The sequence below is a fragment of the Streptomyces sp. NPDC047108 genome (assembly GCF_040643575.1).
GTDB lineage: Bacteria > Actinomycetota > Actinomycetes > Streptomycetales > Streptomycetaceae > Streptomyces.
The window spans coordinates 168,649-182,995 of the sequence record NZ_JBEYUP010000011.1 but is presented as its reverse complement, the minus strand read 5'-3'; the positions used below and the strand labels follow the sequence as shown (position 1 = coordinate 182,995).

The window sequence follows — 14,347 nt, the reverse complement described above, 5'->3', positions numbered from 1 at the left end:
ATGGCCGGAATCTGTACGGGGCGCGTGGTGGCCGTCACGGGTGCGGGACGTGGCCTCGGCCGCGCCCACGCCCTCGCCTTCGCCGCCGAGGGAGCCCGCGTCGTCGTCAACGACCTGGGCGTCGGGCTCGACGGCTCGGGTACCTCGGGCGGGCCCGCACAGACCGTCGCCGACGAGATCACGGCGGCGGGTGGTCAGGCTGTCGCCCACACCCGGGACATCGCCACGAGCCGGGGTGCCGCCTCGCTCGTCGCGACCGCGCTCGACGCGTTCGGGCGCCTCGACACGCTGGTCAACAACGCCGGGTTCCTCCGCGACCGGATGCTGGTCAACCTCGACGAGGACGACTGGGACTCGGTCATGCGCGTCCATCTCAAGGGGCACTTCCTGCCGTTGAAGCACGCGGCCGCGCACTGGCGGGCCGAGGCGAAGGCGGGCCGCACCCCGCAGGCCCGGGTGATCAACACCAGTTCGGGCGCCGGGCTGCTCGGCAGCGTCGGACAGGGCAACTACGCGGCCGCGAAGGCCGGGATCGTCGGGCTGACGCTCGTCGCGGCCGCGGAGATGGGCCGCTACGGGGTCCAGGTCAACGCGATCGCCCCCGCTGCCCGTACGCGGATGACCGAGCGGACCTTCGCGGACACCATGGCGGCTCCCGCCGGCGGGGGCTTCGACGCGATGGCCCCGGAGAACGTCTCCCCGCTCGCGGTCTGGCTGGGATCGGCGGCGTCGGAGGGGGTGACGGGGCGGGTCTTCGAGGCGGAGGCCGGGCGCATCACGCTGATGGAGGGCTGGCGGCCGGGGCCGACCGCCGACAAGGCCGCGCGCTGGTCCCCGGCGGAGGCGGGGGAAGCCGCCACCGCACTGGTGGCGCGGGCGGAGCCCCCGCTCCCCGTCTACGGCGCGCACTGACGCGCGGCCTGCGGCGCGCGTCGAAGCGCTCCGGGGCCCGCGTCAGCCGCAGGACACCCGGGCTCCGCGTCGGTCGCGGGAGACTCCGGGTCCGCCTCAGTCGCGGGAGACGGCCTTGCGCCAGCCCTTGGCGACGATCTCCTTGGCTCTGGAGGACTGCTCCTCCGAGGGGAACTCCGGCGTGCCGTCGACGGAGGGGAGCCATGCCGCGGCGATCTCGTGCAGCGTCCCGTCCTTCTTCATGGAGTCCAGCAGGACCGGGCGCGCGTAGCCCTCCAGCCGCAGATTCTGGCCCTCCTCGCTGAAGACGTACTCCTGCCAGAGGCGGGCTGCCGCGGGGTGCGGTGCGTCCTTGTTGATCGCCTGTGAGTAGTACTCGGCGTAGATTCCGTCGGACGGGACGGTCACCTGCCAGTCCATGCCTTTTTCGCGGAAGTTGTCGGCATAGCTGGTGTTGAGGTAGTCCCAGTCGATGGAGATGGGTGTTTCGCCCGATTCGATGGTGGCGGGTGTCGATTGCACGGGATTGAAGATCTCGGACTTCGACAGATCCTCGAAGAATTCGAGACCCGGCTCGATGTCGTCGAGAGAGCCTTTGTTCGCGAGAGCGGCGGCGTACACCCCGGCGAACGCGGAGCCCGCTTTGGTGGGTTCTCCGTTGAGCGAGACCTTTCCGAGATATTCGGGCTTCCGTAGGTCGTCGAAGGTCTGCGGGCACTCCTCGATCTCCGCGGCGTCGCAGCCGATGGAGACATAACCGCCGTAGTTGTTGGCCCAGCGGGCGAGCGGGTCCTTCTGGTCGTCGGGGATCTTCTTGTACGTCTTGACCTTGTACGGGGCGAGCAGGCCCTGCTCGGCGGCCGACTGCGCGAACGAGCGCCCCATGTCGAGCACGTCGGGGGCCTCGGGCTGGCCCTTGTAGCGCTTGACGGCGTCGATCTCGTCCTGGCTGCTGGCGTCCGGCTGGGCGACCTTGACCTCGATGCCGTACTTGTTGGAGAAGCCGTCGATCACGGCGCCGTAGTTCGCCCAGTCGCGGGGGAGGGCGATCGCGTTGAGCGTGCCCTCCTTCTGTGCCGTGGCTATGAGCGCGTCCATGCCGCCCGCATCTTCCACGGAGGACGCCACGCGCAGGTTCTCGCTGTTGACCGTCGGAGTGGACGAACCGCAGGCGGTCAGGGCGAGGAGGGAGAGGGCGAGACAGCAGTGGAGGGCGCCGGCGCGGGCGTGCTGGTGCATCACAGAAGCTCCCGGTTGCGATGGCCGTCTGGTCGTCTGGGGCATGAACTCGGCTGTCGGTGTGGTGATCGTGGAGAACGGGCGAACATCACCGGGAGAGCGGCGGGCGGAAACCGGACGCGTCCGGTCCCCCGTACTGCCTCCCGCGGCGGACTCCTCTCCGAATTGGTCCAGACCGGTGGAAGCCGGTCGGCGCAATTCGGCGTGACCAGCCAACCGTATTATGGGTGGGGATTGCCTTGTCATGAGTACGTGCTGACGAACTTCCCGCAGATGGCAGCGACTGACAGGGATCTACCAGTTCTTTCCGGACGTACGCCGGAAGCCTTCCCCTCGTCACGTTGCTGTGCTTCACGGTCGCACCCGCGAACGCCGCGGCGGGCGGGCCACCCCTCGCGGAGTGCACCCGCCCGCCACAACTCCCGCTTCCCGTACGGCTATTCGTCGTGGTGCCCGATCTCCACATCTTCGAGAATGCCGAGCGCGTCGGGGACGAGTACGGCCGCCGAGAAGTACGCGGTCACCAGATAGGAAATGATCGCCTTCTCGTTGATGCCCATGAAGCGGGCGTTGAGACCCGGCTGGATTTCGTCCGGAATGCCCGTCTGGTGCAGTCCCACGACACCCTGGTCGGCCTCGCCGGTCCGCAGCGCCAGGATCGAGCTGGTGCGCTGGTCGGTGACGGGGATCTTGTTGCAGGGCAGCAGCGGAATGCCCCGCCAGGCCCGGACGTGCTGCCCCTGGAACTCCACGCCCTGCGGGTAGAGGCCGCGGCGGTTGCACTCCCGGCCGAACGCCGCGATCGTGCTCGGGTGCGCGAGCAGGTACTGCGTCTTGCGCCGCCGCGAGATCAGCTCGTCGAGGTCGTCGGGGGTGGGCGGTCCGGTGCGGGTGTGAATGCGCTGCTTGAGGTCTGCGTTGTGGAGGAGCCCGAACGCGCGGTTGTTGATCATCTCGTGCTCCTGGCGTTCGCGCAGGGCCTCGACGGTCAGCCGGAGCTGTTCCTCCACCTGGTTCATGGGGTTGTTGTAGAGGTCGGCGACGCGGCTGTGCACGCGGAGGACGGTCTGCGCGACGCTCAGCTCGTACTCCCGCGGGGACAGTTCGTAGTCCACGAAGGTGCCCGGAAGATCCGGTTCGCCGGAGTGGCCCGAGGAGAGCTCGATCGCGGCCTCGCCGTGCTTGTTCTGCGGGAGCTGAGGGGCGGCACGGTAGGCGTCGAGGTGGGTACGCAGGGCCGCGGACCGGCCCGTCACCTCGTCGAGCGCCTCGCGCGGCAGGGCGAGCACCGTGCACGACGTCACCGCCCGGACCGTGAACGGCCAGGTGCCGCGCTCCCCGCTCAGCAGGCCGTCACCGACGTAGTCGCCGTCCGCGAGCACCCCCAGCGCCGTACGGTCCCCGTACTTGCCGGTGCCCAGTTTGTCCGCCTTGCCGTGGGCCAGCAGCACGATCTCCAGGACCGGGCTCCCGGCCTCGACGATCGGCTCGCCCGCGGCGATCTCCCGCTGGACGAAGCGGTCGGCCAGCGCGGCGAGACCCCCGCTGTCCTCGAACCCGCGCAGGGCCGGCATCTCCCGCAGTTCGGCCGGGATCACCCGGACCTCGGCGCCCGTGGTCGTGAACTCGATGCGCCCGTCCCCGAGCGTGTGCGTGAGCCGCCGGTTCACCCGGTACGTGCCCGCGGTGACCTCGACCCACGGCAGGATGCGCAGCAGCCACCGGGAGGAGATCCCCTGCATCTGCGGTACGGACTTGGTCGTGGTCGCAAGATTCCGTGCCGCGGCCGTCGCGAGGCTCTGCTGCGGGCTCTGCTGCCCGCCCTCGGCGGCGGTCGTTTCCACAGACGTGGTCATCGGAGAACTTCACCCATTTCTATGCGAACTATGCGATACCAGCCGCATCGTGTGCGTGCGGCGGACAGGCGCAGCCCCGCGGGGCTGACAGAAGGAGACGTGCGGAGGGGGGATCGCGCAGGCGCGGTCGTCGGGACGGCCCGCGGCATGCCCCGCATGACATGAACGGCGCACCGGGCGCGCGCCCGGTCGTCGAAACGGACGCGTACGGCCGGAGCGTCGACGCGTACGGCCGGAAAACGACGCGTCCGATCGGATACAGGTCGCGTCCGACAGGAAATTGACGCGCCTGGCCGTGGAACGGGCGTCAGTGCCCGATCTCGACGTCCTCGAGAATTCCCAGCGCGTCCGGGACGAGAACCGCCGCGGAATAGTAGGCGCTGACGAGATAGGAGAGGACCGCCTTTTCGTTGACGCCCATGAAGCGGACCGAAAGGCTTGGTCGGTATTCGTCCTCGATGCCTGTGCGATGCAGACCGACCACTCCGCGTTCGGCCTCACCCGTCCGCATCACCATGATCGAGGTGGTGCGCTCCGCGGTCACGGGAATCTTGTTGCAGGGAAAGACCGGCACCCCGCGCCAGGCCGGGATCGCGTGGCCGTGGTGGTCGACGGTGTCCGGGTGGACCCCGCGGCGGCTGCACTCGCGGCCGAAGGCGGCGATGGCCTTGGGGTGGGCGAGGATGACGTGCGGGTCCTTCCAGACGGTGGACAGCAGTTCGTCGAGGTCGTCGGGTGTGGGCGGTCCCGTGCGGGTACGGATGCGCTGCCCCAGGTCGGCGTTGTGGAGGAGCCCGAAGGCGCGGTTGTTGACCATCTCGTGCTCCTGGCGTTCGCGCAGGGCCTCGACGGTCAGCCGCAGTTGCTCCTCCACCTGGTTCATGGGGTCGTTGTAGAGGTCGGCGACGCGGCTGTGCACCCGGAGCACGGTCTGCGCGACGCTCAGCTCGTACTCCCGCGGGGACAGTTCGTAGTCCACGAAGGTGCCGCCGAGCGCCGGCTCTCCCGTGTGTCCCGAGGCCAGGTCGATCTCGGCCTCACCATGGCTGTTCCCGCGCTGCCGCGGGACGGCCGCGGCGCGGGTGACATGTGCGCGCAGCGCCTCGGACGCCGCCATGACCTCGTCGAACGCCGAGCGCGGCAGGGCCAGGACGGTGCAGGCGGTGGCGGCCTTGAGGGTCACGTCCCAGACGCCCGCCTCGGCCGTCAGCGCCTGGTCCCCCACGTGGTCGCCGTCGGCCACCACGCCCACGACCGCCGTCCCGTCGTACTTGCCCGGGGCCAGTTGCGTCGCTCTGCCGTGAGCGATCAGAAAGAGCTGGTCGGCGCGGCTGCCGGCCTCGGCGATCACCTCGCCCGCCGCGAACTCCCGCTGCACGCAGCGGGACGCCAGCGCCTCCAGCGCCGCACCGTCGTCGAAGCCGCGCAACAGCGGCAGTTCGGCCAGCTCGGCCGGGATGACCCGGACCTCGGCGCCCGTCGTGACGAACTCGATGCGGCCGTCCCCGAGGGTGTGGGTGAGGCGGCGGTTCACCCGGTACGCGCCGCCGGGTACGTCGACCCAGGGCAGCAGGCGGAGCAGCCACCGGGAGGTGACGCCCTGCATCTGAGGGGCGGACTTGGTCGTTGTCGCCAGATTGCGCGCAGCGGCCGTTCCCAGGCTTTGCTGCGGCTGACCCGTCTCTGCGGCAGAAGCGGACTCCACCGGCAAGGTCATAAGGACGCCACCCATCTCTGTGCGGAGGAAATACGGTGCGGAATTCACCGCCACCGAGAGGGAAAGTATCAGCGCGCAAAGGATCTTTGGAATCGCTCAAATGAGTGTGGTTGACACGGGAGTTGGCAGGAAATCAAGGGGTTCGGCGAAGGGGAGGAGGCGTCCGGGGAAACCGTCGTTCCCGGGCGGGCGGGCGGGCGGCACGGCGACCCGCTGCCGCGTCCTCGCAACAGGACCCGCGCCCTCGCAACAGGACCCGCGCCCTCGCAACAGCACCCGCGCCCGCGCATCAGCACCCGCGCACCAGCACCGGCGCCCGCGCACCAGCACCGGCGTCCGCGCACCAGCGCACGCGCCCTCCGCGGGAGTCCCGTCAGTAGTCCGGCTGCGAGGGACCGGGCCCCAGCGTCGTCGTGCCGGGCGCCGCGCGGTGTCCGAGACCCGTCCTGTACGCGTCGAGCGCCGCCTCGATCCGGCCCTCCCGGCGCAGCAGATCCCCCAGCAGCCGGCAGATGTCGGCCAGGTCCCCCGCCGCGCCCGAGTGCTCGAGCAGCGACAGCGCCTGGCAGTAGTGCAGTTCGGCGTCCTCGCCCGCCCCGTCCTCCTCGGCGATCAGCCCCAGCAGCCGGTGGGCGGCGGCCGCGTGCACCGCCCCGCGCTCCGGCCCGAGCGCCGCGCCGAGCGCGTCGAGCGTGCCCGACAGCAGGTCGGCGGCCTCCTGGCGGCGGCCGAGCCGCCGCAGCACGTCGGCCAGTTCCACCTCGACCTGGGCGGCGAAGAGCTGCGCGCGCCCCGCCAGCATGTCCCGCGCGGTGCGCAGCTCCGCCTCGGCGCCCATCAGGTCGCTGTCCTGGGCCCGCACGTACCCGCGCATCCAGTGGCAGTGGGCGAGTTCCGTCCGGATGTGGAGCTGCCGGTACAGCTCCTGCGCCTTGGCCAGCGACGCCTCGGCCTCGGCCGACCGCCCTTCCGCGATCATGGCGCGTGCCACGCCCCGGTGCATGCGGGCCACCAGCGCCGGATCGTTGACGGACGGTGCGAGGGAGAGTGCCAGTTCGGCGCTCTGGGCGGCCCGCGCGTACGCGCCCATGTCCATGTACGGGGCGATGGCGGCGCTGTGCAGCAGCACGAGCGCGTCGGGGTCGTGCAGCCCGCTCCGGTTCAGCTCGTCGATCGCGGACTCCAGCAGATAGCAGGAGTAGCGCAGTTCGCCCGCGAGGAGATGGGCCACGGCTCTCCCGCGGACGGCCGCGACCCGCCGGGTCAGCGGCTCCCCGGCGAGCTGCCGCTCGGCCTCCTCGAAGCTCTCCCGGGCCTCGGTGAGTTCGCCGAGGTCCAGCGCGCAGTCGCCGAGCGCGATCAGCGCGTCGGCGCGTTCCCCCTCGAATCCGTGCTCCTCGGCGGAGGCCAGCGTCTCGCGCAGCAGCTCCGCCGCGTCCGCCGCTTCTCCGGCGGCGAGCAGCTGCCGGGCGTCGGTGAGCCGTACCCGCAGTTCGGTGGCTACGTGGCCGGGGCGGCCGGTCGACAGCTCGTCGACGCTGACACCCAGCCGCGCGGCGAGGTGGCGCAGCGCGGTCTCCGACGGCCGGACCCGGCCCGACTCCAGGGTCGAGATGTACGCGGCGGTGTACTCGGGTTCGGCCAACTGGCGCTGGGTCAGGCCGCGTTCGGCACGGAGCCGCTGGACACGGCGCCCGATCCCGTCCGTGTCCGGCGTACGCTCCTGGCTTCCGGCCGTCCTGCTGGTCGCCATCGGTCCGTGCCCCTTCGATCGCACCTCCGGCCCGGACCCCGCTCCACCGCAGTGCCGTCCATCGGTTCGTCCGCCCGTCGGCGCTCTCGCGCCCGGAACCGTGCCCTCGCGCCGGCCAGGTTGGCGGACCCGCGGCTTGATCCCGTAGTTAAGGCTAGTTAAGTATGCCCTTAATGGCCATGGGTGGGACCGAACCGACAGGAGTGCTCTTGACCAGCTACCGACAGCCCGGCCTCGTCCTCACCGACCACCGCTTCGAGGTGCCTCTGGACCACACCGACCCCGGCGGGGAGACGATCGAGATCTTCGCCCGCGAAGCCGTCGCGCCGGGCAAGGAGACGAAGGAACTGCCCTGGCTGGTCTATCTGGAGGGCGGCCCCGGATGCGGCGCCCGGCGGCCGGTCGGGGCCACGGACTGGATCAGCCGGGCCGTCGAGGAGTACCGGGTCCTGCTCCTGGACCAGCGGGGCACCGGCCGCTCCACCCCGGCCGACCGCCGTACGCTCCCGCTGCGCGGCGGTCCGCAGGAGCAGGCCGACTACCTCAGCCACTTCCGCGCCGACGCCATCGTGAAGGACTGCGAGTGGATCAGGCCGCGGCTGACCGGCGGCGCACCGTGGACCGTACTCGGCCAGAGCTTCGGCGGATTCTGCGCGGTGCACTACCTCTCCGCCGCCCCCGAGGCCCTGGACACCGTGCTCGTCACCGGCGGTCTGCCCGCGCTCGACGCGACGGCCGACGACGTCTACCGCGCCGCGTACCCGCGCGTCGAGCGGAAGACCCGCGCCCACTACGCCCGCTACCCGCAGGACGTGGAGACCGCACGCACCATCGCCGCCCATCTGCGCGAGCACCCGGCCGAACTCCCCGGCGGCCACCGCCTGACGGTCGAAGGCTTCCAGGCGCTCGGCCACCAGCTCGGCTCCACGGGCGGCTCCCACCGCCTGCACTATCTCCTCGAGCACGCCTTCGTGCCGACGGTCGCGGGACCGGCCCTGTCGGACGCCTTCCTCGAAGGGGCCAGGTCCGTCCTCTCGTACGCGACCAATCCGCTCTACGCCCTGCTGCACGAGGCCTGTTACGCGCAGGACGGTTCGGCCACGGAGTGGGCGGCCGAGCGCGTCCGGGCGGAGTTCCCGCAGTTCGACGCGGGCCGAGCGCTGGAGCGGGGTGAACCCGTCCTGTTCACGGGCGAGATGATCTACCCGTGGATGCTGGAGGCGGACCCGGCTCTGCGACCGCTGCGGGAGACCGGCGAGCTGCTGGCCGCCCGTAAGGGCTGGCCCCGGCTGTACGACGCCGGCCGCCTCGCCGCGAACCGGGTCCCGGTCGCCGCGGCCGTGTACCACGACGACATGTACGTCGACACCGGCCATGCCCTGGAGACCGCGCGCACGATCGGCGGCCTGCGCACGTGGGTCACCGACGAGTTCGAGCACGACGGGGTGCGCACCGGCGGCACCCGCGTCGTCGACCGGCTGCTCGCGCTCGCCCGCGACGAGGTCTGAGCCGCCCCGACCCGACGGCCCGGGCCGTCCGCGACCACGAGCTGACGCTTTTTCAGCAACGAGTCCCGGCACGTGTATTGCCCTGCCCCTCCCGGCCCTCTACGTTGACTGGCTGATTAAGCGCGTTTACCCGCGCGCTTAATCGGCTTCGTCCACCCCCACCGGGATCCCACCGGGAGGAACGCAGTGCACATACCCAGAGCCGGCTTCGGCGCCGGCATCGTCCTGGCCGGCCTTCTCGCCGCCGCACCCTTCGCGGCCGCCTCGGACTCCGGGGCGGCCGCGCCGTCCCCGCGGGACCGGAAGACCCACCACGTCGAGTACTTCACCTCGCCGAAAGGCCACCCCCGCCACACCGAGGTCCCCGTGGCCGCCCCCGAACGCCTCGACCGTGAGGCCGGGAACGTCGAGGGTGACGGTGACGTGACCCCGATCGTCGAGAACGGCTCCACCGCGGACAAGCTCGACGTCGTGGTGATCGGCGACGGCTACACCGAAGGCGAACTCGCGCAGTTCCACACCGACGCCAAGGAGAAGTGGCAGGAGATCACCGGCGTCGAGCCGTACACCACCTACCAGGACCTCTTCAACGTCTGGGCGGTCGACGCCGTCTCCCAGGAGTCCGGCGTCTCCGGCGACCCGACCAAGGACGTCGTCCGGAACACCGCCCTCAGCTCGTACTTCTGGTGCGACGACATCGAGCGCCTGCTGTGCGTCGACACCGGCAAGGTGGAGAGCTACGCGGCCAAGGCCCCCGAGGCGGACCTCGTCGTCGTGGTCTCCAACAGCACCAAGTACGGCGGCGCGGGCTACAACGACGTCGTCTCCCAGCCCGGCTACGACGGCATCGCCACGGTGTCCGGCGGCAACGACCAGTCCGGCCAGGTCGCCGTGCACGAGACCGGCCACTCCCTCGGCAAGCTCGCCGACGAGTACTTCTACGACGAGTACGGCGACTGGACCGGGGCCGAGCCCGCCGACCTCAACACCAGCACGTACACCGCGAACGAGCTCTACGACCAGCAGGCCAAGTGGTACCGCTGGCTGGGCGCGGCGACGCCCGACGGCGGCACGATCGGCGCCTTCGAGGGAGCCGGGTACTACCCGCGCGGCCTGTACCGGCCCAGTGAGAACTCGATCATGCGCACCCTGGGACGGGAGTTCAACGTCGTCGGCCGCGAGGCGATGATCGCGGGCTTCTACCGGCACGCGAAGCCGCTGTCCAGCGAGACCAGCACCAAGCGCGTGCTGGCCCGGTCCGACAGCGTCACCGTACGGCTGCCGAAGCTGTCCGGCGCCGAGCGGCCCGTCGCCCTGCGCTGGTACGTCGACGGCAGGGAGGTGAAGGGTGCGCGCGGCGACCTCACGGTGAAGGTCGGCGCGCTCGTGCAGCAGCGCGATCACCGCACCCACCGGCTCACCGCCACCGCGTCCGACCCCAACCGCGCCGTGCGCGACCCGGCACTGCGGTCCCTGCTGAAGGGCTCGCTGAGCTGGACCGTAGGGCGCTGACCCGGAACGTTCCGCTCTCCCGACGCCGGGGCGGCCGTGAGGCCCGCCCCGGCGTCCGGCGTTCCCGGGGGCATGCGGAGGCGTGCGGGGGCGTGCGGGGGCGGCGTGAACGGGGTGGCGAGAAACGCTCCCGGGGACTGTTCCCCTTCAGCCGAGCGACCGCTTAGTATGCGACGGACGCGGAACCTGTCCACGCTTGCGGAGGCCCACGGATGAAGGCATGGCGAGTCCACGAGAACGGCGAGCCGCGCGCGGTGATGCGCCTCGACGAGGTGCCCGACCCGGTCGCCGGGCCCGGGCAGCTCCTCCTGCGCGTCCGCGCCGCCAACATCAACTTCCCGGACGCGCTGCTCTGCCGCGGCCACTACCAGATCCGGCCGCCCCTGCCGTTCACCCCGGGCGTCGAGATCTGCGGCGAGGTCGTCGCCGCAGGGGAGGGCACGGACACCTCGGTCGGAGACCGCGTCCTGGCCCAGCCTCCGCTCCCCGCGGGCGGGTTCGCCGAGTACGCGGTCGCCGACGCCGTGGCCGTGGCACCCGCGCCGCCGGCACTCGACGACGCCGAGGCGGCCGCCCTGCACATCGGCTACCAGACCGGCTGGTTCGGGCTCCACCGCAGGGCCCGGCTCCAGGCAGGGGAGACCCTGCTGGTGCACGCGGCGGCGGGCGGAGTCGGCAGCGCCGCCGTCCAGCTCGGCAAGGCCGCCGGCGCTACGGTCATCGGCGTCGTCGGCGGCCCGGACAAGGCGCGCGTCGCCCGCGAGCTGGGCTGCGACCTGGTCGTCGACCGGCGGACGGACGACATCGTGGCCGCCGTGAAGGACGCGACCGGCGGCCGGGGCGCGGATGTGGTCTACGACCCGGTGGGCGGCGACGCGTACGCCAAGTCCGTCAAGTGCATCGCCTTCGAGGGCCGGGTCCTGGTCGTCGGGTTCGCGAGCGGGGCCATCCCGACACCCGCGCTCAACCACGCGCTGGTGAAGAACTACGCGATCGTGGGCCTGCACTGGGGCCTCTACAACACCAAGGACCCGGACGCCGTCCGCGCCTGCCACGAGGAGCTGACCAAGCTCGCGGAACAGGGCGCGATCAAGCCGCTGATCAGCGAGCGCGTGGGCCTGGACGCGGCGGCCGACGCCGTGCAGCGCGTCGCCGACGGCACCACCACCGGACGCGTCGTCGTCGTTCCCGCCTGACCCGCACCCACCGGAAGGAGCTGTTCCATGGCCCGTACCGAGGCCACGACGGCACCCGACGCGGACGCGCTGCGCCGCCGGGTCGCCGGTCTGCTCGCCGCGCACGACCCCGCCACCACCGACCCCGCCGCCTTCCTGCAGGCCCGCTTCGACGCGGGCCTGGCCTGGGTGCACTACCCGGAGGGGCTCGGCGGCCTCGACGCCCCGCGTGCCCTCCAGGCCGTCGTGGACGCCGAGTTGGAGGCCGCCGGCGCACCCGACAACGACCCGCAACGCATCGGCATCGGCCTCGGCATGGCCGCCCCGACCATCCTCCGCTACGGCACCGACGAGCAGAAGCGGCGCTTCCTGCGCCCGCTGTGGCTGGGCGAGGAGGTGTGGTGCCAGCTCTTCAGCGAGCCCGGCGCCGGATCGGACCTCGCGGCGCTCGCCACCCGGGCCGTACGGGACGGCGGGGGAGACTGGGTGATCGACGGGCAGAAGGTGTGGACCTCCAGCGCCCACGTCGCCCGCTGGGCCATCCTCATCGCCCGGACCGACCCGGACGTGCCCAAGCACCGCGGCATCACCTACTTCCTCTGCGACATGACCGACCCGGGCGTCGAGGTGCGGCCGCTGCGCCAGATCACCGGCGAGGCCGAGTTCAACGAGGTCTTCCTCTCGGGCGTACGCATCCCCGACAGCCACCGGCTCGGCGAGATCGGCGACGGCTGGCGGGTCGCCCAGACCACGCTGATGAACGAGCGCGTGGCCATCGGCGGCGGCCGCGTGCCCCGCGAGGGCGGCCTCATCGGGATCCTGGCCCGCACCTGGCGCGAGCGGCCCGAACTGCGCACCCACGACCTGCACCAGCGGCTGCTGGGGCTGTGGACCGAGGCGGAGGCGGCGCGGCTCGCGGGAGAGCGGCTCCGGCAGCAGCTCGTCGCGGGCCAGCCAGGACCCGAGGGCTCGGCCATGAAGCTCGCCTTCGCCCGCCTCAACCAGGAGATCAGCGGCCTGGAGGTGGAACTCCTGGGCGAGGAGGGCCTGTTGTACGACGACTGGACCCTGCGCCGCCCGGAGATCGTCGACTTCGCGGGGCGCGACGCCGGGTACCGCTACCTCCGCGCCAAGGGCAACTCCATCGAGGGCGGCACGTCCGAGGTGCTGCTCAACATCGTCGCCGAACGCGTCCTCGGACTGCCGCCGGAGCCGCGCACCGACAAGTACCTCCCGTGGAAGGAGCTCGCCCGATGACCGGAACCGAGACGGGCACCGCGGCCGAGACCGGCACCGGGGCGCCGGCCGCGGCCGCCGCGGACCTGCTGTACTCCGAGGCCGAGAACGATCTGCGCGCCGCCGTACGGTCCCTGCTCACCGACCGCTGCGATCCGGCCGCCGTCATCGCGGGGACCGAGAGCGGCCGGCCGTATGACGCGGACCTCTGGCGCGCCCTCGCCGCGGACATGGGAACGGCCGGGCTCCTCGTCCCGGAGAAACTGGGCGGACAGGGGGCCACCGCACGCGAGGCCGCCGTCGTCCTCGAGGAACTCGGCCGCAGCGCCGCCCCGGTGCCGTATCTGACGAGCGCGGTGCTCGCCGTCGAAGCGCTCCTGGGCTGCGGCACGGACTCCGCCGACGTCACCGAACTGCTGGCCGGCATCGCCTCGGGCGCGATCACCGGCGCGTTCGTCGTACCGCTCTCCACCGCCCCCGGTGCGACACCGGCGATCACCGTGCGCCTCGCATCGGACGGCACGCTGGAGGGCAGGGCGTCCGGTGTGGCGGGCGTGGCCGGTGCCGATGTCCTCCTCGTACCGGCCGAAGGCCCCGACGGGTACGGGCTGCACGCCGTCGAGACCACCGAGCCCGGCGTCACCGTCGCGCCCCAGGTGTCCCTCGACGCGACCCGCCCGGTCGCCGAGGTGACGCTCGCCGGGGTGCGGGCGCGGCGTCTCGCGGGGCCGGACGCCGCGGGCGCCGCCGTCGAACGGGCGCTGCTCGCTGGTGCCGGGCTCCTCGCCTCCGAGCAACTGGGCCTGGCCGAATGGTGTTTGGCCGAGACCGTCCGCCACACCGGCGAGCGGCACCAGTTCAACCGCCCCGTCGGATCGTTCCAGGCGCTCAAGCACCGGCTCGCCCGGCTCTGGCTGGAGATCGTCTCGGCGCGCGCCGCCGCCCGGTACGCGGCGGACTGCCTGGCTCAGGGCAACCCCGACGCGCCGGTCGCGGTCGCCGTCGCCCAGGCCACGTGCGCGACGACCGCGGTGCACGCGGCGGAGGAGTGCGTACAGCTCCACGGCGGCATCGGCATGACCTGGGAGCACCCGGCCCATCTGTATCTGAAGCGGGCGAAGTCGGCGGAGATCGCCCTCGGGACACCGGGGCGCCACCGGTCCCGCCTCGCCGAGGCCGCGGATCTGCCCGCACCGCCCGGCTGACGCGGCGCCGACGGGCGGATCGTACGGAACACCGGCCACCGGCTCGTCCCTCCACGGGACGGGACCGGTGGCCGTTCCGCGTCCCCGGCACGCAGGCACCGCAAGCCCAACTCCCTGCCGTGTCAGGCTTGTTGCGGTGCTCTGGACCGCATACTCCGGATGTCACCCGCACGCCCCCGCGACGCCCGCCCGAGCACCCCTGCCCGCCGCGCACCGTCACACCACCGCGCGGCC

10 protein-coding genes are annotated in these 14,347 nt (G+C 72.1%); 6 read left to right on the top strand and 4 right to left on the bottom strand.

The genetic code is table 11. The features are described 5' to 3' along the window. Nucleotides 1–912 carry an SDR family oxidoreductase gene (locus ABZ822_RS22135; RefSeq protein ID WP_360856710.1) on the top strand — a complete coding sequence of 304 codons (912 nt, stop codon included), beginning with the start codon at nucleotides 1–3 and terminating at the stop codon, nucleotides 910–912. A gap of 96 nt (nucleotides 913–1,008) precedes the next feature. On the opposite strand, the gene ABZ822_RS22130 is transcribed toward ABZ822_RS22135, so the two are convergent. The 4 genes from ABZ822_RS22130 to ABZ822_RS22115 all read right to left on the bottom strand — a co-directional run bounded on the left by ABZ822_RS22130 (nucleotide 1,009) and on the right by ABZ822_RS22115 (nucleotide 7,477). Continuing rightward, on the bottom strand, nucleotides 1,009–2,151 hold the full coding sequence (locus tag ABZ822_RS22130; RefSeq protein WP_360856706.1) for an extracellular solute-binding protein: 1,143 nt from the start codon (nucleotides 2,149–2,151) through the stop codon (nucleotides 1,009–1,011). A 437-nt stretch (nucleotides 2,152–2,588) separates the two neighbouring features. Continuing rightward, nucleotides 2,589–4,007: a family 2B encapsulin nanocompartment shell protein gene (locus ABZ822_RS22125; RefSeq protein WP_360856703.1), complete on the bottom strand. Its 1,419-nt coding sequence runs from the start codon at nucleotides 4,005–4,007 to the stop codon at nucleotides 2,589–2,591. A gap of 307 nt (nucleotides 4,008–4,314) precedes the next feature. Further along, nucleotides 4,315–5,712, bottom strand: a complete 1,398-nt coding sequence (locus tag ABZ822_RS22120) for a family 2B encapsulin nanocompartment shell protein (RefSeq protein WP_360856700.1) — start codon at nucleotides 5,710–5,712, stop codon at nucleotides 4,315–4,317. A 385-nt stretch (nucleotides 5,713–6,097) separates the two neighbouring features. Then, nucleotides 6,098–7,477 (bottom strand): helix-turn-helix transcriptional regulator, encoded by a 1,380-nt coding sequence (locus ABZ822_RS22115; RefSeq protein WP_360856697.1) that lies wholly within the window; start codon nucleotides 7,475–7,477, stop codon nucleotides 6,098–6,100. A 179-nt stretch (nucleotides 7,478–7,656) separates the two neighbouring features. Here ABZ822_RS22115 and ABZ822_RS22110 point away from each other — a divergent pair, with 179 nt between their 5' ends. The 5 genes from ABZ822_RS22110 to ABZ822_RS22090 all read left to right on the top strand — a co-directional run bounded on the left by ABZ822_RS22110 (nucleotide 7,657) and on the right by ABZ822_RS22090 (nucleotide 14,113). Then, nucleotides 7,657–8,985 carry an alpha/beta fold hydrolase gene (locus ABZ822_RS22110; RefSeq protein ID WP_360856694.1) on the top strand — a complete coding sequence of 443 codons (1,329 nt, stop codon included), beginning with the start codon at nucleotides 7,657–7,659 and terminating at the stop codon, nucleotides 8,983–8,985. A 186-nt stretch (nucleotides 8,986–9,171) separates the two neighbouring features. Then, nucleotides 9,172–10,497 (top strand): M64 family metallopeptidase, encoded by a 1,326-nt coding sequence (locus ABZ822_RS22105; RefSeq protein ID WP_360856691.1) that lies wholly within the window; start codon nucleotides 9,172–9,174, stop codon nucleotides 10,495–10,497. A gap of 212 nt (nucleotides 10,498–10,709) precedes the next feature. Next, on the top strand, nucleotides 10,710–11,693 hold the full coding sequence (locus ABZ822_RS22100; protein WP_360856688.1) for an NADPH:quinone oxidoreductase family protein: 984 nt from the start codon (nucleotides 10,710–10,712) through the stop codon (nucleotides 11,691–11,693). A gap of 27 nt (nucleotides 11,694–11,720) precedes the next feature. Continuing rightward, entirely contained in the window at nucleotides 11,721–12,929 is a 1,209-nt protein-coding gene (locus ABZ822_RS22095; RefSeq protein ID WP_360856684.1) for an acyl-CoA dehydrogenase family protein, read from the top strand. Further along, nucleotides 12,926–14,113 (top strand): acyl-CoA dehydrogenase family protein, encoded by a 1,188-nt coding sequence (locus ABZ822_RS22090; RefSeq protein ID WP_360856681.1) that lies wholly within the window; start codon nucleotides 12,926–12,928, stop codon nucleotides 14,111–14,113. Before ABZ822_RS22095 ends, ABZ822_RS22090 begins: the two co-directional genes overlap by 4 nt. Nucleotides 14,114–14,347 lie beyond the last annotated feature (234 nt).

Bases quoted from the DNA above. Each gene is read 5' to 3' on its own strand.
- ABZ822_RS22125 (WP_360856703.1), bottom strand. From the start codon at position 4,007: ATGACCACGTCTGTGGAAACGACCGCCGCCGAGGGCGGGCAGCAGAGC.
- ABZ822_RS22100 (WP_360856688.1), top strand. From the start codon at position 10,710: ATGAAGGCATGGCGAGTCCACGAGAACGGCGAGCCGCGCGCGGTGATG.
- ABZ822_RS22090 (WP_360856681.1), top strand. From the start codon at position 12,926: ATGACCGGAACCGAGACGGGCACCGCGGCCGAGACCGGCACCGGGGCG.
- ABZ822_RS22110 (WP_360856694.1), top strand. From the start codon at position 7,657: ATGGGTGGGACCGAACCGACAGGAGTGCTCTTGACCAGCTACCGACAG.
- ABZ822_RS22130 (WP_360856706.1), bottom strand. From the start codon at position 2,151: ATGCACCAGCACGCCCGCGCCGGCGCCCTCCACTGCTGTCTCGCCCTC.
- ABZ822_RS22135 (WP_360856710.1), top strand. From the start codon at position 1: ATGGCCGGAATCTGTACGGGGCGCGTGGTGGCCGTCACGGGTGCGGGA.
- ABZ822_RS22095 (WP_360856684.1), top strand. From the start codon at position 11,721: ATGGCCCGTACCGAGGCCACGACGGCACCCGACGCGGACGCGCTGCGC.
- ABZ822_RS22115 (WP_360856697.1), bottom strand. From the start codon at position 7,477: ATGGCGACCAGCAGGACGGCCGGAAGCCAGGAGCGTACGCCGGACACG.